Source organism: Frigoribacterium endophyticum (assembly GCF_011759585.1).
Lineage (GTDB): Bacteria > Actinomycetota > Actinomycetes > Actinomycetales > Microbacteriaceae > Frigoribacterium > Frigoribacterium endophyticum.
The window spans coordinates 1,490,982-1,515,511 of sequence record NZ_JAAOYV010000001.1; the positions used below are offsets into that span (position 1 = coordinate 1,490,982).

The following is a 24,530-nucleotide window of genomic DNA, read 5'->3' on the forward strand; positions in this document are numbered from 1 at the left end:
TTCCCCCACAGCCCCGCCCGGGCGCGTCGCCCGACCGGCCGCCCCACGGTCCACGGGCCGTCCCCCGGTCGCGCTTACAGTGGAGGGACGCCCCCGGGCCGACCCGCCAGACCGATCCGCTCGGTCGCCCGACCGAACGGAGCGCTGATCGCGCTGAGCACCACCTCGACGACCCTCGCCGGCCTCGGCGGCCCGACCCGCGCCTCCTCGGGGGCCCGGCCGTGAGCGACGGCCCCCGCGCGTACGACCCGCCGCCGCGGCCGGTCGCGCCCGAGACGACCGCACCCTCGCCCACGACCGCGGTGACCCCGGCCGCGGGCGCGCCGCTCCGCGACCCGTCGGCGCCGCCGCCTCCGCGCCGCGAGGCCGCCTCACCCGCGGGCAAGCCCGCCGCCCGCCCGGCCCGCCAGCGCCGCCGCCGGGTCAACCCGCAGGAGATGCGCGACGTCCGTGCCCGCCTCCGCGGCACCATCTACGAGGGCACGACCCCGCAGCACGGCCGGCTCGGCGACCTCTACTCGCCCCGCCAGATCGTCGACTTCTGCCTCGACCTCGGCGAGGTGATGCTCGCCTCCGGCGCCGACGTCCGCACGGTCGAGGTGGCCATCGTCGCCGTGAGCACGAAGTGGAACCTCGCCCCGCTCGAGCTCGACATCACGGGCACCGCGATCACGCTGCAGTACGCCCCGGCCGAGGGCCCGCCGCTCGTCAAGATGCGCGTGGTGAGCGCGGAGGGCAGCGACCTGCACCGGCTGTCGCTCGTCTACCAGATCGTCGACGAGCTGCTGCACGACGACCGCGACATGACGAGCGCCGTCGAGGGCCTGGTCGAGGTGCTGCAGTCGCCGCCTCGGTGGCCGTCGTGGATCACCGACGGGGCCATGGGCCTCTTCGGCGTCTCGGTCTCGCTGCAGGCCGGCGGCTCCATCGTCGGCGCCGTCGGGGCCTTCGTGCTGATGATCGGCGTCATGACGCTGGGCCGCTGGCTCGCCCGCAAGGGGATCCCGCAGTTCTTCGCGGTCGTGCTGCAGTCGGCCTGCGTCGCCGCCCTCGGCACCCTCGCGATCTGGGCGGGGGCGATGCCCGCGGGCAGCGCGGCGGCGATGGTGGCCGCGGTGGTCGTGCTCATCCTGCCCCACGTGACGATCGTCACCTGGGCGCAGGACGCCATCTCGGGGTTCCGGGCCATGGCCGTGTCGCGAGCGCTCGTGATCGTGCTGATCGTGGCGGGCATCGTCGTGGGGATCCCCGGCGGCCTCGCGCTCACCTCGGGCGTCGCGCTCGAGGTCGACCCGACCGACATCACCCTGCGGTCGCTGCCGATCTGGCTGCTGCTCATCACCACCTTCTTCGCCGCCGCGGCCACGGCCGTGACGCAGGGCGCCAACGCGCGCGTGATGCCGGTGGCGATCGGGGTCGCGATCGTCGGCACCGTGTCGCTCTGGGGGCTGAAGCAGCTCGGGCTGCCGCTGCTCGGCGCGACCTTCCTCGTCGCGGTGCTGCTCGGGGCGCTCAGCACGGTGGTCGCGGCGCGGCTGCGGGTCTCGGCGACGGCGATCGCGGTGCCGGCGTTCTGCGGCTCGCTGCTGCCCTCGCTGGCGGTGGCGTCGGCGCTGCTCAACTTCATGGCGGGCACCGACGGCGCGGCGGTCGACTTCGTCGCCTCGATGTCGACGACGCTCGCGATCGGCGCCGGGCTCGTGCTCGGCAGCCTCCTCGCGACGCCCGGCGCGCGCCGCTACCTGCGCCGTCGCACGAAGCGCGTCGTCGTGCAGTCGCAGCGGCTCGACACGTCGCCGATCGCGATCGTGCCGCCGGCGCCGGCCGTGCCGCCCGTCCCGCCGACCTGAGCGCGCGGCGCGACGCCCGGCGGCAGCGGCAGCCCGCGGGCAAGCGGGCCGGGCCGGGCTGGTCGTCAGGCACCACGTCCTCGCCTCCGAACCACGCCGCGGCGTGGTTCCCCTGCGACGACGTGGTTCCTCCTGCTCGGGCCGGGCCCGGCCGGGCCGGGCAGCGGGGTCGCTAGCCTGGCGACGGTCGTGCACCGCGGCGCGGCCGGACCCCAGGAGGCGCCCGTGACCACCCAGCTCCGTGCCGCGACGGCCGACGACGCCGAGTTCCTGGCCGAGGTGCTGTTCCAGGCCTTCACCTGGCGGGGCCAGCCCGACGGCCTCGACCGCGCCGGCCTCCGTCAGAGGCCCGAGATCTGGCACTACGTCGCGGGCTGGCCGCGGGCCGGTGACGCCGGGCGCGTGGCGGTCGTGGACGGGCACCCTGCCGGTGCCGCCTGGTGGCGGACCTTCGACGAGCGCGACCGCGGCTACGGCTGGGTCGCCGACGACGTGCCCGAGCTCAGCATGGGCGTGGCGCCCGCGCACCGTGGTCGCGGTCTCGGCGGGCAGCTGCTCGACGTCCTCGTCGCCGACGCGCGCGAGGCTGGCCTGCCCGGCCTGAGCCTCTCGGTCGAGGACGGCAACGACCCGGCGCGTGCCCTCTACGAGCACCGCGGCTTCGTCCCCGCCGGCCGCGACGGCGACTCCGACACCCTGCTGCTGCGCATGCGGTGATCGCGGAGGCCCGCCGAGCGGGCCTCCGTGCGCCCGACCGGGCCCGCCCGGGCCGCGGATCGGGGCGCTGGAGTACAGTCCGCCCCGATCTCCCGGCACGCCCCGGTGTCGATCAGGACGTCGACCCTCTACCCTTGCAGGATGAGCCCCACCGATACGCGCGACGAGATCGACGCCGACACCCCCGACTCTGCGCCGACCTTCTCCGACCTGGGGCTCAGCGATGCCGTCCTCAAGGCCGTGAAGGAGATCGGCTACGAGACCCCCTCCGCCATCCAGGCGGCCACCATCCCCACCCTCCTGTCGGGTCGCGACGTCGTCGGGCTCGCCCAGACGGGCACCGGCAAGACGGCGGCCTTCGCGCTGCCGATCCTCAGCCGCCTCGACGTCTCGGCCAAGAAGCCGCAGGCGCTCGTGCTCTCCCCCACCCGTGAGCTCGCGCTCCAGGTGTGCGAGGCGTTCGAGCAGTTCGCCTCCGGCATGCGCGGCGTCCACGTGCTCCCCGTCTACGGCGGCCAGGCCTACGGCGTCCAGCTGAGCGCGCTCCGTCGCGGCGTCCACGTCGTCGTCGGCACGCCCGGCCGCATCATGGACCACCTCGCGAAGGGCACGCTCGACCTCTCCGAGCTCAAGTACCTCGTGCTCGACGAGGCCGACGAGATGCTCAAGATGGGCTTCGCGGAGGACGTCGAGACGATCCTCGCCGACACCCCCGACGACAAGCAGGTCGCGCTCTTCTCCGCGACGATGCCGCCCCAGATCCGTCGCATCTCGAAGCAGTACCTCAACGACGCCGAAGAGATCACGGTCAAGCAGAAGACCACGACCTCGGCGAACACCACCCAGCGCTACCTGATGGTGTCGTACCCGCAGAAGGTCGACGCCCTCACGCGCATCCTCGAGGTCGAGAACTTCGAGGGCATGATCATCTTCGTCCGCACGAAGAACGAGACCGAGACCCTCGCCGAGAAGCTGCGCGCCCGCGGCTACTCCGCCGCCGCCATCAGCGGCGACGTGGCGCAGGCCCAGCGCGAGCGCACGGTCAACCAGCTCAAGAGCGGCAAGCTCGACATCCTCGTCGCGACCGACGTCGCGGCCCGCGGCCTCGACGTCGACCGCATCAGCCACGTCGTCAACTACGACCTGCCGATCGACACCGAGTCGTACGTGCACCGCATCGGCCGCACCGGCCGTGCCGGCCGCAGCGGCGCGGCGATCAGCTTCGTCACGCCCCGCGAGCGTCGCCTGCTCGGCGCGATCGAGAAGGCCACGCGTCAGCCGCTGACGCAGATGCAGCTGCCCACGCTGGAGGACGTCAACGTCACGCGCCTCGCGCGCTTCGACGACCAGATCACGGAGGCGCTGGCCCAGGAGAGCCGGATCGCCGCCTTCCGCGACATCATCGGCCACTACGTCGAGCACCACGACGTGCCGGAGGCCGACGTGGCCGCCGCCCTCGCCGTGGTCGCCCAGGGCGAGACGCCGCTGCTGCTCGACCCGAAAGACGAGCGACCGGCCCGGCGCGAGCGTGACGACCGTCCCGCCCGTGACGACCGCGGCGGCGACGACCGGGGCGGCCGCTTCGACCGCGACGACCGTGGCTCGCGCCCCGAGCGCGACCGCGGCCCCCGCACGTCGAAGCCGATGACGGCCTACCGCATCGAGGTCGGTCGTCGTCAGCGCGTCGAGCCCCGCCAGATCGTCGGCGCCCTCGCCAACGAGGGCGGCCTCAGCCGTGACGACTTCGGCGCGATCCAGATCCGCCCCGACTTCTCCGTCGTCGAGCTCGCCTCGGACGTCAGCAAGGAGATGCTCGACCGTCTCGTCGACACCCGCATCAGCGGCGTGCTCATCGAGATCAAGCCCGACCGCCGTGGCGGCGGCTCCGGTGCGCCCCGTCGCGACGACCGCGACGAGCGCCCCCGCAAGCCGCGTCACTCGTAGGCCCGGCTCCGCCTCCCCGGACGGCGCCCGCTCGCAGGTGACTGCGACGGGCGCCGTCCGTCGTCCCGGCCCCGACCGGCCGTCCGTCCGTCACGTCGCCCTGGAGTACCCGTGGTCCCCCTCCTCACCGCTGCACCGTCCGGCCCCACCGGCACCGGCGCCCTGTTCGGCGTCGTGCAGACGACGCTCACCATCGGAAGCGTCGTGCCGCTGCTGCTCGCGGTGGTGGCCCTCGTGCTATGGGCCAGGATGCGCCTCCGTCGCCCCGACCTGGCCGGAGACGACGACGGCGGGCAGCGACGTCACGACCTGGGGCGGGTGAGCCTGCTCGGAGCAGCCTTCGCACTGGTGCTGCTCGCGATCGGCGAGGTCGTCGTCGGCTACGGCCGACCGGGCGGCGTCGTCGGGGCGTTCGGCGACGGCGTCTCGCCGCTCGTGCCGGTCGCGGCGGCCCTCACGGTCGTCGCGGCGGTCGTCTTCGCGATCTCCCCGGCGCCGCGGCGCTGACGAGCGCCGGCCGACGGCGTCAGCGCCGCCGTCAGCCCTGTCGGCGCCCGGTCAGCCGTCGCACGCTCTGCACGACGCCGAGCACGCACATGGCGGGCGCCAGCCAGATGAGCACGCCGCCGAGCCCGCTCTCGGTCGACCCGAGACCGGCCGGGTCCTGCGTGAGGAGGCGCGACACGACGAGCAGGACGACCCCCGCGATCGCGGTGAGCAGCGTGCCGACGGCGGCGAGCCCGAAGACGCGCAGCCCGCGACCGCGGATCATCGCGACGACCCCGTCGATGAGGAACGACGCGACGAGCGGAACGCCGACCGCGAGGGCGACCAGCCCGGCGATCATGAGGAGGACGGCGAAGAAGCTCTCGGGGTCGAGCACGGCACACCTCCTTCGTCTCCGTCGACGTTAGCGAGGGCGTGCTGGGGGAACGCCCTCGACGAGGCGACGGGTGTCGGCGAGGCGACCCGCGACTCCCCCCGTCCGGCCGCACCGGGCACAGCCCCGGGGCGAGGTCAGCGGTCGGCGAGGGCGCGGAGCTCGCCGGGCGTGACGGCGACGGAGCGCTCCCCCGGCTCGACGACGACGCCGGCGTGCCCCTCGGCGAGCGCCACGACGGCCAGGTCGGCGAACGAGACCGCCCGGGCCGTGGAGCCGGGCGCCCAGGCCCAGGCGGCCGCCGGGGTGGCGTGGACGACCGACCAGGTCTCGCCCTGCTCGCCGGTGGCCGTGGCGACGACGGTCGAGGTGGCTTCGCCCTCCGCGTCGCGCTGCTCGACCTCGGCGACGTACAGCGACGGCGAGGTGCGGAGCAGCTCGAGCATGTCGGGCCAGGCGATGGTGCGCTCGGCGAGCGCCCGCGCGACCGGGACGGAGGCGGTGACGTCGTCGCCGAGGCCGCGTCGGAGCTCGTCCGAGTAGGCGATGAACTGCGTCTCGGGGGTGCCGGGGTCGAGGGCGAGCCCCTCGTACTCGCGCACGGCCTGGTCGACGACGACGGCCGCGGGCTGGGCGAACGGCACCGGAGTCTCCCCGTCGCGGTAGCGGGCGAGGCGGTCGGCGCTGGTGAAGGCGAGGAGGAGGCGCTTGCCGGCGTTGTCGGTCTGGTGCGCGATGGCGACGACGTCGCCGTGCTGGGGCCCGGCGGCGGGGTCGGCGAGGGTCGAGCGGGTGAGGTCGACCAGCAGCTCACCGGCGGTCAGCTCGGCCATGACGGCGCCCAGCGTGACGGAGTTCTTCTCCCGCCCCCAGCCGGTCAGGGCCTGCTGCAGGGCGGTGTGGACGACGGGCCCCGAGGAGTCGCGGGTGGGCTGACCAGCCTCGGTCACCTCGGTCTCGGCGCGGCTGGCCTTCGCGGGGCCCACCTCGTCGGCCTGCGGCTCCGTGCTCGGGGGCGCCTCCGCGGGTCGGACTGACGTGCGGCGCGAGAAGAGACCCATGGGGACGAGCCTACGACGGGTGGGCGGCGGCCTCGGTCAGTAGGTGTCGAACGAGGTCTCGTCGTCGCGGAGGAGGAAGCAGCGTGAGGCCGACACCACCGTGAGGTCGCCGTCGTCGTCGACGTCGGCGACGAACGACAGCCCCTCGGGCCCCGACACGACCATGAGAGGCGTCGTCGAGCCCTCTCGGAGCTCGGCGGAGAAGCCGTCGTCGTCACGGAACCCGGCCCCGACGTCTTCGAGCACGTCACGCCGGTCGCGGCCTCCCTCGAGCTGGAACGTCGTGCGTCCTGTCCACTGGTACGCCGTCTCCGAGCAGGAGAGGAGCACGCCGTCCGGCTTCTGTTCGGACGACACGACCTCGCCCTCGGGCAGGCTCTCCGCGACTCCGCTCTCAAGAGCCTGCGTCTCCGCCTTGGCCTCGACGACGGTGAGGGCAGGGTCGGTCTGACCGGCCCCGCCGCCCGAGCACCCACCGAGGACGACGCAGCAGACCAGAGCGACACCGGCCCCGATCCGCCGGGGAGGCCTCGTCGTCGTGTGTGCGACAGTTGGCAGAATCAGTACCTGTCGTGGACGGATTCGCCGTCACGGAGCACGAAGCAACGGGACGCCGAGGCGACGGACAGCACGTCGGAGTCGTCGACCCTGGCGACGAAGGCGAGCCCGTCCGGGCCCGAGACGAGGATGCGTTCGCGTTCACCGTTGTCCTCGGACGTCGAGCGGAAACCGTCCTGCGACGTGAACCCGGTCGCGACGGCCTCCAGGACGTCGTGCTCGGAGCGACTGCCGTCGAGCTGGAAAGTGATGCGCCCCGCCCACTGGTGGGTGTCGTCACTGCAGGAGAGCAACGTCCCCTCGTCGCGCTGCTCGGACGAGAGGACTTCACCGTCGCCGAGGAACGAGGCGACGCCCTTCTCAAGCTCCATCGTCTCTGCCTTGGCCTCGGTCACCGTCAGGCCTTCATCCACGTCCACGTCTCCTCCTCCGGTCTGTCCAGCCGCACACCCTGTCGAGACGGAGAGGAGAGCCATCACGACCGCAGTCGCGGCGATCCTGGTCGCCGGTCGTCGCCATCTCATCATTTGTCCCTGCCCACGCGGATGCGCTCGTAGATCGAGTCCAGCACACCCAGATTCTCCGCTTCCTGTGATGCGATCAGCTCGTGGTTCCTCTGCGGATGGACCGTGACGTCGAAGCCGGGAGGCGGCTGCAGCGACATCCCCTGCGGGTCACCGTCGGACACGTACCAGGTGAAGTCACCTTCCCGGGTCAAGATCTCGGAATGGAAGTCGGGGCTCCCACTGGGGTTGTTCCCCCCACCGACCATCCCCGAGTACTGAGCCATCGACAGGAAGTCTCGGTAGCTCTGGTGGCTGTACTGGGTGTCAGGGCGCGCTTCCCAACCCGGTGGCATGTAGGCGCCGGCCAGCGACTCCACCTGGGCGTAGTGCGCGTTCGCCACTTCCGAGCCCGTCACGGCTGCGAGACCCCAGGAATGGCCGATGCCGACGTCGTACGTGGTGCCGAGCCACGGGTCGGTGTGCACGACGTCCTGGAAGGACGCGAGGTCGCGGCCCTTGCGCAACGCGAAGTCGGTCTCATTGGCCTCAGAGAGGCCGTGGGCGATGTTCTCGCCCTCGCTCCCACCCGGGAACTCCCCGTCCATCCAGACGAAAGCGACCGTCTCGTCGTCCTGACCACTCAAGTAGTCCGACACCTGCTGCACACCGCCATGGTAGAACGACTGGATGGTCGTGGCCGTGCCGGGGCTGTACGTGATGGTCGTCGTCGTGTCGCGGCTAGGCGTGCCGAACATCTGCACGATGCGCGCGTGGTCAGGGTCGTAGAGCACGAGCTGCACGGCGTAGGTCCCGTCCTCCGTCGGGGTCGTCGCCCTCTTCAGGTAATCCACGTCGTCATCGAAGGCCGAGACGGCGGCGCGGAGACGCTCTTCCTCAGGGTCGTCCACACCATCCCGAGAGTAGATCTCGTGCCGGTCCTCCAGGTATTCGTCCAGAGACTCCTGAGCTCGCTCTTGCCGATCGCGGACACGCGCCAGCTCGTCCTCTGCGTTGTGGCGGTTGGCTTCCAGACGCACAGGCAGCGGGACTCCCCCCAGCGCACCGATGATCGCGGGCGCTCCGAGCACGAGCGCAGACTGCACCGGAGACGTCGCGCCGTCTTCGGCGAGCCCGTTCCACCAGTCGAGCGCCTCCTCCGGCTCGGGCGGGTGCTCGCGCAGGTGGTCGACCCACTCCGGGTGCTCCTCGACCAGGCGTTCCACGGCTTCGGGGTCAGACAGTGCGAGGCGGTCGAGCACCGCGCGGCCGAGGTCGGCGTCGAACGACGTCTGGGCCGCTGCCCCCGAGGTGCCGAGGGCGGCCTGGTCCGCGGCTCCCGACAGGGCGGTCAGCCCGGCCGGGTCGGCGAGGGCGGAGAGGTCGGCCGTCGCCTCGTCGACGGCGGTCTCGATGAGCGTGCGGATCGCCTCCCGTTCGTTGACGAGGTCGAGGTGCCGCTCGTACTGCCCGGGGCCCCAGACGTCGCCGGCGTCGGACTCGTCCACCTCCATCAGCTCGGCCTGGTCGGAGCGGTACGACGCGACGGAGGCGCGGAACGGCGGGATCTCCGCCGCGAGCGTCTCGAGGCGCTGCTTCGCCCCGGCGAGCGCCTCGGCGCAGGTCGACAACGTCGACGCGACGGACGACAGGGACTCGGTGAAGTCGTCACCTGCGGTCCCGACCACCCCCATCTTGCTGATCAGGGATTCGGTCTCGGGAGCGTCGTAGTGGGAGCCGAGTCGCCCCCAGCGGGCGACGACGTCCTCCGTGGCCGGGGACACGAGGCCGGCCTGCTGCGACAGGGTCGTCGCGGCGGCGTCTAGCCCGTCGACGTCGACCGTGATCTCGGGCAGCGAGGCCACGGTGATCAGCCCGCTCATCGCGGCACCGATCCGAAGCGGCCCGCGTAGGGGTTGGTCGCGGGCGACGCCTCCTGGGCGGTGGCCGTCGACGCGGCCATGCTCTCGTCGGCCTGCACGTAGAGCACGGCGTTGGCCTGGACCGTCCTCACGAGCTCCCCGGCACGAGCCACGAGGTTCGGTCCCGTCGTCCGTCGGCCCTCTACCGCTCCGCGCAGGGCTGCGGCGAGCCCGCCCTCGGCGCTCACCGCCCCCAGGGCGTCGTCGACGGCCGTCAGCGCCCCGTCGATCGCCCCCGAGGCCTCGTCGAGCTCTCCCGTGACGTCGGCGGTGACGTCCGAGATGCCCCCCACGTCCATCAAGTACTTCACGGGCCCCACGCTAACGGCATCTCGGCCCCAGCGGAACGATCGGTCCGTTTCTCCACCTCACGGCGTACGCGCAGGTCACCCGCCCCTCCCCCGAGAGGAGTCGCGGGCCTGCACCCACAAGCCGTCCCCGACGCCCCCGGCTCGGCCTCGATCCCGCCCTACCGTCGCCGCATGATCATCGAAGCCGGGTACGACCTCCACCAGATCCTCATGCCGACCGTCCACGAGAGCCGGGCACGGGGCGAGCACGGGCCCCACGACAGCCCGCTGTGGCTGCTCACCCTCGACCGGGACCTGCGGGTGCAGTACCTGGTTCAGGTGACGCCCGACATGCGCGGCCGCCCCGCCGACGAGAGGGAGGCCATCGCCGCGGCGCTCGACTGCAGCGACCTCTTCGCGGTGAGGTGGCTCGTCTTCGCCTGGTGGTCGCCGACGGTCGCTCCGGTCGACGAGAGCTGGCAGCGCCACCTCGACGACGAGGCCCTGAGGGCCGCCCCGGAGCTGGCCGACTACGAGCTGCTCGGCACCGTGGTGTACGACGACGAGGGCTTCGCGTGCACCTTCCCGCGGTTCAGCTTCTGCGACTACGACGAGGGGCTGCCCGTCGCGGCGGTCATCCACGGCCGGCACCCGCGCGGCTGCGACTGCCTCGCCTGCGAGCAGGCGCGAGTGCGGCGCGCCGAGCGGGAGGAGCGGCGAGAGGCGGCACATGGGGGCTCGGCCTGACCAGCCCGCCGCGTCCGGCCGCGGGCGACTTCGACTCTGACGACGAGACCCGGCGCCGCATGAGCCGGATCCGCCGTCGTGACACGCGCCCCGAGCTCGCTCTGCGACGGGGGCTGCACGCGAGGGGCTGGCGGTACTTCGTGGACCGCCCCGTGGCGGGGGTCTCACGGTGTCGCCCCGACCTGCTCTTCCCGCGCCTCCGCGTCGCCGTCTTCGTGGACGGCTGCTTCTGGCACTTCTGCGTCGAGCACACGCACCTCCCGATCGCGAACGCGGCCTACTGGCACGCCAAGCTGCTCGCCAACCGGCGGCGCGACGCGGCCCACGACCACGAGCTGAGGTCGGCGGGGTGGGCGGTCGTCCGGGTGTGGGAGCACACGCCCCCGGCCGAGGCGATCGACGCCGTGGAGGCGGTGCTGCGGCGCGCGGTCGCGGGCGTGTGACGCGAGCTCGAGGCCGCGACGACGCACCACTTCTTCGCAGGGGAACCAGGCCGCGGCGTGGTTCGGGTGCGAGAACGTGGTGCCGCTCGGGCAGGTAGGACGGCCGCTCGCCGAGATGAACCCCGTTCTCGCAGGGGAACCCTGCCGCGGCGGGGTTCCCGTGCGAGAACGGGGTGTCCCGCGGGCCGGAGCGGCGCGCGCCGCCCGCGGGACACCCACGGGCCAGCACGGCGCGCGCCGCCGGGCCCACCCGCCTCGCGCGCGCGTCAGCGCCGCTCGACCAGCTCGATGAACCGCGACAGCGTGCCGAGCCCCGCGATCGACGTGGGCATCGAGCTGGCGAGCGCGGGCGAGTGCACGAGGTACGCCGCCCACTGCGCGCGGCTGATGCCGACGTTGAGCCGGTTGGGCATGAGCAGGAAGTCCAGGCCGCGCGGGATGTCGGCGGCGCTCGACGCGGCCAGCGAGACGATCGCGACCACCGCCTCCCGCCCCTGGAAGAGATCGACGGTGCCGACCGTCGTGCCGGTCAGGCCCGCGGCGTCGAGCGCGTCGCGGATCACGGCACCCTGCGCGTTGTACGGCGCGACGACGATCACGTCGTCGTCCGTCAGCCGACGCGTGCCGTGCTCGTCCGACCACTCCCGACCGACGCCCGACCGGGCGAGGTCGACCACGCGCTCGGCCTCCTCGACCGACGACGTCGTGTTGCCCGCGTGCTCGACCGGTACGGCGTGCAGCCCGGGTTCGACGCCCTCGAGGTGCCGCTCGGGCGCCCGCGACTCGAGCGCGCCCTCGTACGAGAGCCGCGACACCGGCGCCGTCACCGCCGGGTGCATCCGGTACGTCCGCGACAGGAAGTAGCCGAGCTCCGGCGGCAGCACGTCGTGCCCGTCGGCGAGCCAGCCGAGCGACGACGCGTCGACGGGCTCGGGGTGCGAGCCCTGGCTGACCTGAGGCAGCTGCTGCGGGTCGCCGAGCAGCAGCAGGCGCTGCGCGGCGACGGCCGACGCGATCGTCGGCGCCAGCGAGAACTGACCGGCCTCGTCGACGACGAGCAGGTCGAGCGAGTGCCGCGCGACGTAGTCCGGGTTGGCGAAGGTCCAGGCGGTGCCCCCGACGACTCCGCCGGTCTCGCCCGGGCCGGTGAGGAACTCGGCCAGGCCGGCCCCGTTCTTCACGGGCGTCCACGCGGCGGCCTCGACCGCCTCCGCGCTCGCTCCGCTCTTCGGCACCTTGACGACCAGCGCGGGGTCGACCCCCTTGCCGACCACCGCCTCCAGGAAGTTCTCCACCACCGCGTGCGACTGGCCGACGACGCCCACGCGCCAGCCGTGCTCCCGCACCAGCCGCGCCACGACCGTCGACCCGACGTAGGTCTTGCCCGTTCCGGGCGGGCCCTGCACGGCGAGGTACGACCGCTCGAGGCCGAGCAGCGTCGCCGTGACGGCGCCCACGGTGTCGTCGCCGACGACGGGCACGACCCCGCCCCGCGGAGGGACGCGACGCAGCAGGTCGAGCACCGCGTCGTCGACGAAGGCGGGCAGGCCGTCGAGCACCGAGCGACCCCACTCGGAGATCGCCGCGGGCTGCGGGGCCGCGCGCGGCGGCGCCGCCGGCGTGATCGCGAGCGGGAACGCCTCGTGCGGGTCGGCGCCCCCGGGCAGCGACTCCTTCACGAGCATCACGACGCCGTCGTGGTCGGCGTCGACGTCGAGCACCGCGACCCGCGACGTCGCGCCGCGCAGGCCCGGCCCCGACGCCGTGATCGAGGGAGGCAGCGGGGCGTCGTAGACGAGGTGCGGCGCTCCCCCGGGCGTCAGCCGGCTGCCGGGCGCGAGCGAGCCCCTCAGCCGCAGGTCGCGCGACAGGGTGCGGGCGCGCGGCAGCTTCTCCCAGTCGCGGACCACCTGGGCCTGCTCGACGACGAAGACGTCCCGCGTGTCGGCCCATTCGTCGAGCGGGTCGCGGAGCCGCCCGAAGTGCTCCTGCCAGAACGTCTTCGCCTCGCGCCGGTGGTAGTCGATCGCGGCCGCGGCGAGCGCGAGGGCCGTCTGGTCGGGCGTGCGGTCGAGCGGGTCGACGTCGGCGAGCAGGGCCGACAGCTCGACGAACACCGGGTCGGGCTCGGCGCGCACGCGCTCGTCGTCGACGAGGGCGACCGCCTCGTCGGTCGTCGACCCGGGCGGCACGAACGACAGCAGCCAGTCGCGCAGCCGGAGCGTCGACCGGCAGTCGTACTCGTTGTAGTCGGCGACCTGGTCGAGCCGCGCCTGGCCGGCCGGGTCGCCGGCCCGCACCGCCGCGATCGCCTCGACGTAGGCGGTGATGCTGTCGGCGCCGTTGAGGACCCCGTCGCCGTCGCGGAGGTCGCCGCCCATGTAGAGCGGCTCCAACTTCTTGATCGAGTAGCTGCGCGAGCCGACGACGAGAGCCTTGCGCACCACGGGGTAGAGGTCGACGAGCACGCCGTCGCGCAGCAGGTCGTCGACCTCCTCCTCGCCGACGCCGTGCCGGGCGGCGAGCGAGAGCAGGTGGGTCCGCTCGTAGGAGGCGTAGTGGTAGACGTGCATGCCCGGGTGCGCCGCCCGTCGCTCCCGCACGAAGGCCAGGAAGTCGACGAGCGCCTGCCGCTCGGCCCGGAGGTCGTGCGCCCAGAAGGCGGTCGAGCGAGCCTCGACGTCGACCAGCCCGAAGAGGTAGTCGAGGCCCCAGGTGCCGCCGTCGCCCTCCGTGTACAGCGGGTCGCCCTCGAAGTCGAAGAACACGTCGCCGTCGTCAGGGGCGGGGATCGCCGCGAGCGCCCCGGGGTCGACGAGGCGCACCTCGGGCACGCCGCCCTCGCTGGCGACCTGCAGCTGCGCCTGGGCGCGCAGCCGCGACAGGGCGGCCCCGCCCACGCCCGGCACGCCTCCCGTGCTCCGGGCGAGCGCGTCGATGCTGTCGACGCCCGCGGCGATCAGCGCGGCCCGCTGCCCGAGGCTCAGCCCGGCGACGAGCACGAGGTCGCGGTGCGCCTCGACCTGCGCCGCGCACTGGGAGCACCGGCCGCAGGCCGTCACCCCGGGTGCGCCCCAGGGCAGGGCCGAGGAGGCGCGCTGCCGTCGTTCGACCGCGTCGCGCAGCCGAGACCGCTGGGCCCGGTGCACGGGGGCGATGTCGGCGAGCTCGTGCGTCGACCGCGACCCGTCGCCCAGCACCAGGTGCACCTGCGCCCCCACCGGCACCCCGAGCGCCGCGATCTGCTCGGCGTAGGCCGCGAGCTGGAGGAGGGCGGGGATCTTCGCGTGCCGGGCGAGCTTGGTGTCGTAGACCTCGTACTCGCCGGCGTCGTTGCGCACGAGGAAGTCGGAGAAGCCGATGAAGGTCGGGTCGTGGAACGTCGCCTGGTAGAGCACCGGCACGCCGTCGCGCATCGCCTGCTCCGCGGCGGCCGCCGCCGCCGGGTACCCCTCCCGGGACGGGCGCTCGAACTCGACCACCTCGTGGCTCGCGCGCAGCTGCTCGAGGAAGCGCACCTCGTGGTCGTCGCCCATCCGCGCCGTCCGGTCGAGCATGGCGTCCGACACGGCGTCGATCCGGTCGATGCGCCCCAGGGCGGCGTCGAGCCGCCGGAGGAACGCCCACTCGCACGCCGCCCAGGTGGTGAGGTCGGACGGGCTGGTGACGACGAGGTCGGTGTCGGGGTCGATGTAGATGGCGGCCTCCTCGGCGGGCGGTGCGGGCGGTGCGGGCGGTGCGGTGCGGGGCGGTGCTGACGCGCACGTCGGGCCCGGGCGGCGACCCGGCCGTGCTCGAACGCTAGCGGGCGCGACCGACAGCGGGGGCGACTCCCCCGGGCTCCCGGAGCCGCGGTCAGCGCGTCGAGCGTCCGTGCAACAGCCGGGGCGCGAGCGTGACGCGGCGGGCGCCGCCGGAGTCGTCGCGGTCGCCGCTCGCCAGGGCGTCGAGCAGCAGCCGCACGGCCTCCCGGCCCATGGCGGGCCACGGGTGGCGGAGGGTCGTGATCTCGCGCTCGTCGTCGCCCTCGACCGACGACACGTCGAGCAGGCTCGCGACCTGCACGGCCCCCGGCACGTCGACGCCGTTGAGGCGGAGCACCGTGACCAGGCCGTGCGCCACGTCGTCGTTGGCGCAGACGATCGCGTCGAGCCGCGCGAGGTCGCCGCTCGCGACGAGCTCGTTCGCGGCGGCGACACCGCCGGCGAGCTCGGCCCCGGCCGGTCGCGCGCCGTCGAACCGCACGCCGCGCAGCTCGCACGAGGCCCGCACGGCCGCGATGCGGCGGGCGTCGGCGGGGTCGGCCGGCGACAGGCCGACGGTCACGAGCTCCGTCGCCCCGCCGTCCGCGAGGGCGCCGACGAGCAGGTCGGTCGCCCGGTTGTCGTCGAGGCCCACCGAGTCGGTGCCGTCGCCGAAGATGTGGCGGCCCACCTGCACGACGGGCACGCGGTCGGCGGCCGCGACGGCGTCACGGCTGACCTCCTCCGTCGGGGGGCAGATGACGAGGCCGTCGACGCGGCGGCTGAGGAGCGACTCGACCGTGCGGGCGTCGTGGTCGTCGCCCTCCGCGGAGTACCGCAGCACCAGCGAGAGCCCGGCGTCGTCGAGGGCCTCGCTGACCGACTCGATCAGGGCGGAGAGGAAGCCCGTCGTGTACCGGGGCAGGATGAGCCCGACGGTCTCGGTGCGCTGGCTCCGCAGGGCGCTGGCGACGGCGTTGTGCCGGTAGCCGAGCTCGGTGATGGCCTTCCGCACCGCGCGGGCCCGGGCCTCCGAGACGTGCTGGGCCCCGGAGAGCACGCGTGAGGCGGTCGCGATCGACACCCCGGCCTCCCGGGCCACGTCGACCAGGGTGGGGACGGACGTCGGGCTCACCGCGCCTCCGCCCGGCCCGCGAGCACGCCGGCGACGAAGTCGTCGAGCACGGCGAGGCACCCCTCCACGGTGGCCGCGAGCAGCCGCTCGCCCTTCTCGGCGGTCGCGAGGGCGGGGTCGCCGAACACGCCGCTGGGCGAGAACGGGTGCAGCGGCATCGGCGCGGTGCCGAAGTGCGACGGGAACACCGGGTAGCAGGCCTCGTACCGGTCGGGGTGGACGTCACCCGGCGCGAGGCGCAGCATGATCGAGGTCTCGACCTCCTCCGCGTGGGCCAGGCCGGGCGCCGCGGGGGCGCTCTCGCGCACCTCGTCGATCGCCTCGGCCATGCCGGGGTGGTCGAGCGTGACGACGGGCAGCACGCCCTCCTCCGTGAGCTGCTGGGCCGCGACGAGCAGCGGCGCCCGGTTGCCCCAGTCGCCGTTCACGACGACGAGGCCGCCCGCGCCCGACGCGGCGAGCGCCCGCCCCAGGTCGACGACGATCGCGGTGACCGTCGCGGCCGAGAGCGAGAGCGTGCCCGGCCAGCCCGAGGTGCCCCAGGTCGCGCCGTAGTGCACCGGGGGCAGCAGCACGGCGTCGAGGCGCTCGGCCAGGCGGCGGGCGACCTCGACGGCGGTGGCCGTGTCGGTGCCCAGGGGCAGGTGCGGCCCGTGCTGCTCGTGCGCGCCGACGGGCAGCACGGCGAGGCCGGCTCCGCGGCGGTGGGCGGCGGCCACGTCGGGCCAGGGCGTGTGGTCGGCGTCGATCATCACTAGGGAGCGTACGTCTGCACGGTGCGGCCGTGCGACCGGTCGGTGAGCCCGGGCAGGCGCTCGTTCATCTCGGTCATCAGCGGCCCGAGGTCGACGTCGACGAGGCGGCCGTGCTCGACGACGACCCGGCCGGCGACGATCACCGTCTCGACGTCGCTCGCCCGCACGCTGAGCACGAGGGCGGCGGCGAGGTCGTTCATCGGCTGGAGGTGCGGCTTCCAGGGGTCGATCAGCACTATGTCCGCGGCGAACCCGGGCGCGAGCGACCCGAGGTCGTGCTCGCGCCCGATGACGGCGGCGCCCTGGCGGGTCATGAGGTCGAGGGCGTGGGCGCTCGTCATCCAGGTGGCGTCGCCCGTGTGGGCCTTCTGCACGAGGGCCATCGTGCGGGTGCTCTCGAGCACGTCGAGGGTGTTGCCCGACGCGCAGCCGTCCGTGCCGATCCCCACCGGCACGCCCGCGTCGTGCAGCAGGCGGATCGGAGTGGGCCCGTGCGTGTGCTTCTGGTAGACCTTCGCGCAGCACGCGACGCCGACCCGGTCGGCGACGGGCGTCAGCCACTCCAGGTCGCTCTCGACGATGCCCGTCCCGTGCGCGATCAGGGCTCCCGCGTCGAGCACGCCGGTGTCGTGCAGCACCTGGATCGGCGTCGCCCCGCGCCGGGCGAGCGACGACTCCGTCTGGTGCATGGTCTCCGACGCGTGGATGTGCGTCCGCACCCCGATCGACCGGGCGGCCTCGGCCGTGCGGGCCAGGTCGGCGTCGTCGACGGTGTAGACGGCGTGCGGCCCGAGCATCGTGGTGATGCGCCCGCCGGCCGCGCCGTCCCACTCGGCCGCGAAGGAGGCGCTCCGGTCGAGGCCCTCCGCGCCCTGCGACGAGAAGAAGGTGCGGGCGAGCACGGCCCGCATGCCGCCCTCGTCGACCGCCGTGGCGATCTGCTCGGTCGAGAAGTAGTGGTCGGCCACCGTGGTCACGCCCGCGAGCAGCATCTCGGCGACCGCGAGGCGCGCGCCGAGCAGCACGTCGCGGTCGGTGAGGTTGACCTCCATCGGCCAGATGTGGTCGTTGAACCAGGAGGCGGTGGGCACGTCCTCCGCGGAGCCCCGGAAGAAGGTCATCGACGAGTGGCTGTGGGCGTTGACCAGGCCGGGGATCGCGACGCGGCCCGGCGCGTCGACCACCCGGGCGCCGGCGAGGTCGGCCGGGCCGAGGTCGGCGTCGGGCACGATCCAGGCGATGACGCCGCCCGCGACGCCGATCGCCTGGTCGGCCACGAACACGGCCGGGGCCGGTCGCCCGGGGTCGCCGGGGTCGAGGTCGGTATACCCGACCGGTGGCCGGACGGTCGGCGCGAGCACGGTCACGCGACGGACGACGAGGTCGACGGGCACCGGAGCGGCGCCGGGAGCTGCGGGGGTCATGTCGCCAGCGTGCCACGGACGCGGGAGTCGCTGAGAACGTTTACCCGACTCCTTACGTCCCCGAAACACGTCGGTAACACGAGCCGGTCTACGGTTGTGGCACCCCTGCACCCCCTCGGAGCCGATCCTGCGAGCGCCCGAGGCCACCTGCCGTGAAAACGTTCACAGAACCGGAGCACCCCATGCCCCTGCGCCGCCCCCGTCGCCTCCTGATCGTCTCGGGAGCCGCGCTCAGCGCCACGCTCCTCCTCGCCTCCTGCTCGGGCCAGACGGCCGCGACGGCCCCCTCGGCCGACCCCGACGCCGCGACGGTCGCGCTGCTCTACGGCACGACGGGCGACTACTCGATCATGGACGGCGGCTACGCCGGCTTCACCGCGGCGCAGGAGGACCTGGGCTTCAACCCCCTCGAGCTGTCGAGCCCGAACACCGACGACTACCAGGACCGCCTCGACCTCGCCGTCTCGCAGGGCGCCGACCTCGCCGTCGGCATCGGCTTCCAGTTCGCCCAGCCGATGGGCGACACCGAGCACCCCGACACCGCGTTCGTCGACGTCGACACCGACATCGGCACCGAGATCGACGGCGTGACGACCATCTCGTTCGCCGCGAACGAGTCGTCGTACCTCGTCGGGGTGGCCGCCGCGCTGACCTCGACCACCGGCCACATCGGCTTCGTGGGCGGCGTCGACCAGCCGTCGATCCAGAACTTCTTCGTCGGCTACGAGGCCGGGGCGAAGAGCGTCGACCCCGACGTCGTCGTCGACTCCACCTACCTGTCGCCGCTCGGCGACTTCACCGGGTTCTCCGACCCGACCAAGGGCAAGGAGGCCGCCGCCTCGATGTACGCGGGCGGCGCCGACGTCGTCTACGCGGCCGCCGGCGGCTCGGGCCAGGGCGTCTACGAGCAGGCCGCGGCCGCGAGCACCGACTCCGCCAAGGTCTGGGCGATCGGCGTCGACGGCGACGCGTACGCGCAGGTCGACGACGACATCAAGCCGTTCATCCTCACCTCGGCGCTGAAGAACGTCGACGTGGCCGTCCAGGACGTCATCACCTCCTTCGACGAGGGCAGCCTCGAGCCCGGCGAGCAGGTCTTCGACCTGGAGACCGGCGGCGTCGGCTACTCGACCAGCGGCGGCTTCGTCGACGGCATCGCCGACCAGCTCGAGGCGGCGAAGACGGCCGTCGTCGACGGCGACGTCACCGTCCCGACGGCACTCTGACACCGTGGGGGCGCAGGAGGCGGCGGTCCGGCTGACCGGGATCGTCAAGCGCTTCGGGACGTTCACCGCGAACGACCGGATCGACGTCCTCGTGCGCCCCGGCACGGTGCACGCCGTCGTCGGCGAGAACGGGGCCGGCAAGTCGACCCTGATGAAGGTGCTCGCCGGCGAGGAGCGCCCCGACGAGGGCACGGTCGAGGTCGAGGGAGTCGCGCACGACTTCCGCTCGCCGCGCCAGGCCCAGCAGGCCGGCGTGGGCATCGTCCACCAGCACTTCCTCCTCGCGGGCGCCCTCCGCGTCTGGGAGAACGTCGTCCTCGCCGACGAGCCCGGCTCGGCCTGGCGCATCGACGCCGCCGCTGCTCGCCGGCGCGTCGGCGAGCTGGCGTCGGCCAACGGCTTCGACGTCGACCCCGAGGCGTTCGTGTCCGACCTCGGCGTCGGCGACCGGCAGCGGGTCGAGATCCTCAAGGTGCTCTGGCGCGAGGCCCGCGTCATCATCCTCGACGAGCCCACGGCGGTGCTCGTGCCGTCGGAGGCGACCGCCCTCTTCGCGTCGATCCGCGCACTCACCGCGAGGGGCGCCTCCGTCGTCTTCATCTCGCACAAGCTCGACGAGGTCCTCGCCTTCGCCGACGACATCACGGTCATCCGGGCGGGGCGCGTGGTGGGGCGCACGACGGCCGCCGAGACCACGCCGCGGGAGCTGGCCGGGCTGATGGTCGAGGTCGCGATGCCGACCGTGGAGCCGCGCAGCACGCCGCCGGGCGACGACGTCGTGCTCGCGGTCGAGGGGCTCACCGTCGGCCGACCCGGCGAGCGCCCGCTGGTCGACGACCTGTCGCTCACCGTGCGCCGGGGCGAGGTCGTCGGCGTCGCGGGCGTCGAGGGCAACGGCCAGTCGGAGCTGCTGGCCGCGCTGCTCGGGCGGGTCGAGCACACGGGCAGCGTGTCGCTCGGCGGGCGCGTCATCGACGACCTGCCCACCCGCGAGCGCCGCGCGCTCGGGCTCGCGTACATCCCGGAGGACCGCCACCGCGACGGGGTCGTGCTCGACCTGAGCCTCGCCGAGAACGCCGCGCTCGGCTACCAGGGCCGGGCACCGATCCGTCGGGGCTGGTGGTTCAGCCGCTCGGCCGCCACGGCGGCGGCCGCAGAGATCATCCGGCGCTTCGACGTGCGGGGCGGCACCCCGTCGACCCGCGCCCGGGCGCTCTCCGGCGGCAACCAGCAGAAGTTCATCATCGGCCGCGAGCTCGGCTCCGACCCGACGGTGCTGGTCGCGGCGCACCCGACCCGCGGCGTCGACGTCGGCGCGCAGAGCGCCGTCTGGCGCGAGCTCGTCGAGGCCCGCGACGCCGGCCTCGGCACGCTGCTCGTCTCGGCCGACCTCGACGAGCTGCTCGCCCTGAGCGACCGGCTGCTCGTCATGTACGGCGGCCGCGTCGTCGCCGAGCTCGACCCCCGACACGTCACCGCCCTCGACCTGGGAGAACACATGACCGGCGCCCACGCCCCCGCGACGGGAGGGGCGAGCTGATGCGCCGCGTCGTCGTCACCGCGGCCGGGCCCGTCGTCTCGGTGCTGCTGGCCCTCGCCGTCACCGCCCTCTTCCTCACCGTCGGCGGCTACAGCGCGTCGAGCGCCTTCTCGGTGATGTGGTCGTACGGCACGCAGCCGTCGTCGCTCGTCGCGAGCCTCGACTCGGCCGTGCCGCTCTACCTCGCCGCGGTCGCGGGCGCCTTCGCGGTGCGGATGGGCCTCTTCAACATCGGCGTCGACGGGCAGTACCGCATGGCGGCCCTGGCCGGCGCGGTGGCCGCCGCGTCGCTGCCGTTCCCCCTCGCCGTGCGCCTGCCGCTGACCCTGCTGATCTCGTGCGCCGTGGGCGCCGGCTGGGCCCTCATCCCCGCCCTGCTCAAGATCCACCGCGGCGTCAACGAGGTCATCACCTCCATCCTCCTCAACGCGGTCGCGACCACCGTCGTCGCCGTGCTGCTCAGCGGCGTCTTCCGGTCGGGCGGCGGGCAGAACACCGGCACGGCGATGATCGACGCCGGGGGGCTCATGCCCGCGCTGCCCGGCACGGGCAGCGGGCAGGGAGCCGTCTCGAGCTTCGTCGTCGTCGCCGTGCTGGTCGGCGTCGTGTACCACCTCGTCGTCGACCGCAGCCTCTTCGGCTACGGCCTCCGGGTCGCGGCCCGGTCGCCCGAGGCGGCGGAGTCGGCCGGCATCCGGGTCGACCGCAAGATCGTCCAGGCGATGCTCGTCAGCGGCGCCGTCGCCGGGCTCGTCGGGCTGCCCCACGTGCTCTCGGTCGCCGGCCGCTTCGACGGCACGCTGCCGACCGACCTCATGTTCACCGGGCTGGCCGCGACCCTCCTCGGCCGTCAGCACCCGGTCGGCATGGCGCTCGGGGCGTTCGTGCTCGCCTTCGTCGAGCGCAGCAGCCAGGTGCTCGGCCTCGTGCAGCTGCCGACCGAGGTGGGCCAGGTCTTCCTCGCCGTCGTGCTGCTCTCGTCGGCCGTCGGGTACTGGCTCACCGAGCGCGTCGACCAGCGCGTCGCCCTCGCCGCCGCCGTGCGCCGCCGCCTCCGGGCCGCCCGCACCCCCGACGCCGCCCCGACCGGAGGAGCCTCCTGATGAGCACCGGCACCGATCCCCTCGCCGCGGTGACCCCCTCGGGGGCCGGGCCCGCCCGCGCCTCCGTCGACCGCCTCCGCCCGTCCGCCCGCCACGTGCGCGCCGCGCTCCGCTGGGCCCTGATCGGCCTGGGCCTGCTCATCCTCGCCCGCTACCTGGCCGACGCCCCCGGCATCACGGCGTCGGCGACCTGGGGCTCGGCCCTCCGGCTGACCGTGCCGATCGCCGTCGTCGCGATGGGCGGCCTCCTCTCCGAGCGCTCGGGCGTCATCAACGTCGGCCTCGAGGGCATGATGATCGGCGGCACCTGGACGGCCGGCCTGCTCGGCGCCGTCGCGGGCCCGTGGGCCGCCCTGGTCGGCGGCGTCGCCGGAGGGCTGGTCTTCGGGGTGCTGATGGCGGTGCTCTGCATCGAGATGGGCATCAACCAGCTGATCGTCGGCGTCTCGATCAACGTCATCGCGGCGGCTGTCGCGCGCTTCGCCTCCGACATCGTCTTCAGCGGGATGGACGGCGGCACCATCGCGCGCTCGCCCCGCATCGGCGCGGACGTGCCGCACCTGTCGCTGCCGTTCGTCAGCGGCGGCCTCGGCACGCCCGACCTGAGCCGCACGATGGAGGCCTCGGAGCTGCCCGTCGTCGCCCAGGTCGGCGGCCTCGTCGGGGGCCTGACCCGCGACGTCTCGCTCGCCGCGGTGATCGGCCTGCTGATCATCCCCGTCATCGCGTGGGTGCTCTGGAAGACGCCGTTCGGCCTGCGCTGGCGCGCCGCCGGCGAGGAGCCCGCCGCCCTGCAGGCCCTCGGCGGCAGCGTGCACCGCACGCGCTGGATCGCGGTGCTCGTCGGCTCGGGGCTCGCGGGCTTCGCGGGGGGCTACCTCACCCTCATCTCGCAGGGCTACATCGAGAACCAGACCGCCGGCCGCGGCTTCATCGGCCTCGCCACGCTGATCTTCGGCAACTGGACGCCGTCGGGCGTGTTCTTCGGCGCCGCCCTCTTCGGCGTCAGCGACGCCGTCGGCATCGGCCGGCCGGAGACGCTGCGGGCGCTCGTGCTCGTGCTCGCCGTCGTCTTCACGGCCCTCGGCCTGCTCCGGCTGCGCCGCACGGTGCCCGGCCGGAAGCTGCGCGAGGGCCTGCCGCCCCTGGTCGTGGGCGTCGTGCTGCTCGTCGTGTTCGTCGCGGTGCCGCTGCCCGCCGCGGTCTCCAGCGCGACCCCGTACGTCGTGACGCTGGCGGTGCTGGTCGTCGCCTGCACCCGCATGCGGCCCCCGGCGGCGCTCGGGCGGCTGGTGCCGCGACGCACGCGCCGCAGCTGACACCGCTCGGCCCGTCCTGCCCCTGCCACTGCCCCTGCTCCTGCTCCTGCTCCTGCTCCTGCTCCTGCTCCTGCTCCCCCGACCTCTCGAGGACCCACCGTGCTCCACCATGCCTCCCCCACCTCCCTCGCCGGCGTCGACGTCTGGGACGGCCACGGCGCGCTCGGCCCGAGCACCGTCAGCTGGGGCCCCGCGCGGCCCGGCGTCGAGACGGACGCTGTGGTCACCGCGGTGGAGCCCGCCGAGCCGTCGGCCCGCTTCGAGGGGCTGTCGCTCGTGCCCGGTCTCGTCGACACCCACGTCCACCTGATCGGGAACGCGGGAGGCGCCTCCTCGGGGTTCCTGACCTGGCCGCTCGTCACGCCCCCCACCGAGCAGGTGCTGCACGGCCTGGCCCACGCCCGGCGTGCCCTGGCCGGCGGGGTCACCACCCTGCGCGACCTGTCGGCCGACGAGGTGCAGTTCTCGCTGGCGCGCGCCGTGGAGGCGGGGCTCGTCGAGGCGCCGCGGATCCTCGCGCACGGCATGGTGAGCATGACGGGAGGGCACGGCGACATGTTCGTGCCCCCGGGCGTCGACCCGCGCCTCCGGAAGCCCACCGCCGACGGCGTCGACGCCTGCCGCGCCCTGGTGCGGACGCACGCGCGCGCGGGGGCGACGGGCATCAAGATCGCGACGAGCGGCGGGCTGCTCTCCGAGGGCGACGCCCCCTCCTGGCGCAACCACACGAGCGCCGAGATCGACGCGATCGTCGACGAGGCGCACGCGCTCGGCCTGCTCGTCGCGGCCCACGCCCACACCGCCGAGGGCATCCGCGTGGCCCTCCGCGCGGGCGTCGACTCGATCGAGCACGCCACGCAGCTCGACGGCGACCTCGCCCGGCAGGTCGTGGCGGCCGGGCTGCCCGTCGCCCCCACGCTGCTGATCAACGACGCCATCGCCGAGGGCTCGGTGCCCGTCTCGGCCGAGCAGCGCGAGACGGCGGCCGCGCTCGTCGCGACCCGCGACCCCGCGTTCCGCGCCGCCGCCCAGGCCGGCGTCGACTTCGTGCTCGGCACCGACGCCAACGGGTTCCACGTCGCGTTCGGCGACCAGATGCGCGAGCTGCGGCGGATGGGCGACGTCTTCGGCTGGTCGCCCGAGCGGGTGCTCCGGGCGGGCACGTCGCGCGCGGCGGCGGCGATCGGCCGGTCGACGCAGCTCGGCCGCGTGGCCGTCGGGGCCGCCGCCGACTTCGTGCTGCTGCGCGGGCGCCCGTGGGAGGACGCGGCCGCGCTCGACCGTGACGCGATCGTCGCGGTCGTGGCCCGCGGGCGGGTGGTCGCGGGGGCGCTGCCCGCGGCCTGAGGACGGTGCTGCCCGCGGCGCGA

The 24,530-nt window shown here is 74.2% G+C and carries 21 protein-coding genes; 11 read left to right on the forward strand and 10 right to left on the reverse strand.

Annotated elements, in window-relative coordinates; all coding sequences use genetic code 11:
- The first annotated feature begins 221 nt into the window (after nt 1–221).
- The 4 genes from FHR77_RS06915 to FHR77_RS06930 all read left to right on the forward strand — a co-directional run bounded on the left by FHR77_RS06915 (nt 222) and on the right by FHR77_RS06930 (nt 5,018).
- Nucleotides 222–1,850: a threonine/serine exporter family protein gene (locus FHR77_RS06915; RefSeq protein ID WP_341777254.1), complete on the forward strand. Its 1,629-nt coding sequence runs from the start codon at nt 222–224 to the stop codon at nt 1,848–1,850.
- 225 nt (nt 1,851–2,075) lie between these two features.
- The gene (locus FHR77_RS06920; RefSeq protein WP_341777255.1) at nt 2,076–2,567 is read left to right on the forward strand and encodes a GNAT family N-acetyltransferase; all 492 of its coding nucleotides are present in this window, start codon (nt 2,076–2,078) and stop codon (nt 2,565–2,567) included.
- A 141-nt stretch (nt 2,568–2,708) separates the two neighbouring features.
- Nucleotides 2,709–4,511 (forward strand): DEAD/DEAH box helicase, encoded by a 1,803-nt coding sequence (locus tag FHR77_RS06925; RefSeq protein WP_167259321.1) that lies wholly within the window; start codon nt 2,709–2,711, stop codon nt 4,509–4,511.
- Between the two features lie 111 nt (nt 4,512–4,622).
- The gene (locus tag FHR77_RS06930) at nt 4,623–5,018 is read left to right on the forward strand and encodes a hypothetical protein (protein ID WP_167259322.1); all 396 of its coding nucleotides are present in this window, start codon (nt 4,623–4,625) and stop codon (nt 5,016–5,018) included.
- A gap of 31 nt (nt 5,019–5,049) precedes the next feature.
- Here FHR77_RS06930 and FHR77_RS06935 read toward each other — a convergent pair whose 3' ends face one another.
- The 6 genes from FHR77_RS06935 to FHR77_RS06960 form a co-directional block, all read right to left on the reverse strand.
- A complete protein-coding gene (locus tag FHR77_RS06935; RefSeq protein WP_167259323.1) occupies nt 5,050–5,394 on the reverse strand; it encodes a hypothetical protein in 345 nt (114 codons plus the stop codon).
- 134 nt (nt 5,395–5,528) lie between these two features.
- Nucleotides 5,529–6,452, reverse strand: a complete 924-nt coding sequence (locus FHR77_RS06940; protein WP_167259324.1) for an SseB family protein — start codon at nt 6,450–6,452, stop codon at nt 5,529–5,531.
- A 36-nt stretch (nt 6,453–6,488) separates the two neighbouring features.
- Nucleotides 6,489–6,809 (reverse strand): hypothetical protein, encoded by a 321-nt coding sequence (locus FHR77_RS06945; RefSeq protein ID WP_167259325.1) that lies wholly within the window; start codon nt 6,807–6,809, stop codon nt 6,489–6,491.
- A gap of 203 nt (nt 6,810–7,012) precedes the next feature.
- Complete coding sequence (locus FHR77_RS06950; protein WP_167259326.1) at nt 7,013–7,489, reverse strand: hypothetical protein; 477 nt, start codon at nt 7,487–7,489, stop codon at nt 7,013–7,015.
- Nucleotides 7,490–7,533: 44 nt separating this feature from the next.
- Nucleotides 7,534–9,396: a hypothetical protein gene (locus FHR77_RS06955; RefSeq protein WP_167259327.1), complete on the reverse strand. Its 1,863-nt coding sequence runs from the start codon at nt 9,394–9,396 to the stop codon at nt 7,534–7,536.
- Nucleotides 9,393–9,746 (reverse strand): DUF6507 family protein, encoded by a 354-nt coding sequence (locus FHR77_RS06960; protein ID WP_167259328.1) that lies wholly within the window; start codon nt 9,744–9,746, stop codon nt 9,393–9,395. The genes FHR77_RS06955 and FHR77_RS06960 overlap by 4 nt, the downstream gene beginning before the upstream one ends.
- Nucleotides 9,747–9,917: 171 nt before the next feature.
- Here FHR77_RS06960 and FHR77_RS06965 point away from each other — a divergent pair, with 171 nt between their 5' ends.
- Both FHR77_RS06965 and FHR77_RS06970 read left to right on the forward strand, forming a co-directional pair.
- Nucleotides 9,918–10,472, forward strand: coding sequence for a hypothetical protein (locus FHR77_RS06965; RefSeq protein ID WP_167259329.1), 555 nt, complete (start codon nt 9,918–9,920; stop codon nt 10,470–10,472).
- Nucleotides 10,469–10,915: a very short patch repair endonuclease gene (locus tag FHR77_RS06970; RefSeq protein ID WP_279589070.1), complete on the forward strand. Its 447-nt coding sequence runs from the start codon at nt 10,469–10,471 to the stop codon at nt 10,913–10,915. The genes FHR77_RS06965 and FHR77_RS06970 overlap by 4 nt, the downstream gene beginning before the upstream one ends.
- A gap of 266 nt (nt 10,916–11,181) precedes the next feature.
- Here FHR77_RS06970 and FHR77_RS06975 read toward each other — a convergent pair whose 3' ends face one another.
- The 4 genes from FHR77_RS06975 to FHR77_RS06990 all read right to left on the reverse strand — a co-directional run bounded on the left by FHR77_RS06975 (nt 11,182) and on the right by FHR77_RS06990 (nt 17,972).
- Nucleotides 11,182–14,484 (reverse strand): TM0106 family RecB-like putative nuclease, encoded by a 3,303-nt coding sequence (locus tag FHR77_RS06975; RefSeq protein WP_341777256.1) that lies wholly within the window; start codon nt 14,482–14,484, stop codon nt 11,182–11,184.
- A gap of 286 nt (nt 14,485–14,770) precedes the next feature.
- The gene (locus FHR77_RS06980) at nt 14,771–15,793 is read right to left on the reverse strand and encodes a LacI family DNA-binding transcriptional regulator (RefSeq protein ID WP_056055292.1); all 1,023 of its coding nucleotides are present in this window, start codon (nt 15,791–15,793) and stop codon (nt 14,771–14,773) included.
- A complete protein-coding gene (locus FHR77_RS06985) occupies nt 15,790–16,545 on the reverse strand; it encodes a creatininase family protein (protein ID WP_156369936.1) in 756 nt (251 codons plus the stop codon). The genes FHR77_RS06980 and FHR77_RS06985 overlap by 4 nt, the downstream gene beginning before the upstream one ends.
- Nucleotides 16,546–16,547: 2 nt before the next feature.
- Nucleotides 16,548–17,972 carry an amidohydrolase gene (locus tag FHR77_RS06990; protein WP_167259331.1) on the reverse strand — a complete coding sequence of 475 codons (1,425 nt, stop codon included), beginning with the start codon at nt 17,970–17,972 and terminating at the stop codon, nt 16,548–16,550.
- A 182-nt stretch (nt 17,973–18,154) separates the two neighbouring features.
- On the opposite strand from FHR77_RS06990, the gene FHR77_RS06995 reads away from it, so the two are divergent.
- From FHR77_RS06995 to FHR77_RS07015, 5 genes are all read left to right on the forward strand, one after another.
- The gene (locus tag FHR77_RS06995; RefSeq protein WP_167259332.1) at nt 18,155–19,198 is read left to right on the forward strand and encodes a BMP family lipoprotein; all 1,044 of its coding nucleotides are present in this window, start codon (nt 18,155–18,157) and stop codon (nt 19,196–19,198) included.
- Nucleotides 19,199–19,202: 4 nt separating this feature from the next.
- Nucleotides 19,203–20,738, forward strand: a complete 1,536-nt coding sequence (locus tag FHR77_RS07000; protein ID WP_167259333.1) for an ATP-binding cassette domain-containing protein — start codon at nt 19,203–19,205, stop codon at nt 20,736–20,738.
- Nucleotides 20,738–21,841 (forward strand): ABC transporter permease, encoded by a 1,104-nt coding sequence (locus tag FHR77_RS07005; protein WP_167259334.1) that lies wholly within the window; start codon nt 20,738–20,740, stop codon nt 21,839–21,841. The genes FHR77_RS07000 and FHR77_RS07005 overlap by 1 nt, the downstream gene beginning before the upstream one ends.
- Complete coding sequence (locus FHR77_RS07010; protein ID WP_167259335.1) at nt 21,841–23,160, forward strand: ABC transporter permease; 1,320 nt, start codon at nt 21,841–21,843, stop codon at nt 23,158–23,160. Before FHR77_RS07005 ends, FHR77_RS07010 begins: the two co-directional genes overlap by 1 nt.
- A 99-nt stretch (nt 23,161–23,259) precedes the next feature.
- Entirely contained in the window at nt 23,260–24,507 is a 1,248-nt protein-coding gene (locus FHR77_RS07015; RefSeq protein WP_167259336.1) for an amidohydrolase family protein, read from the forward strand.
- Nucleotides 24,508–24,530: the final 23 nt, after the last annotated feature.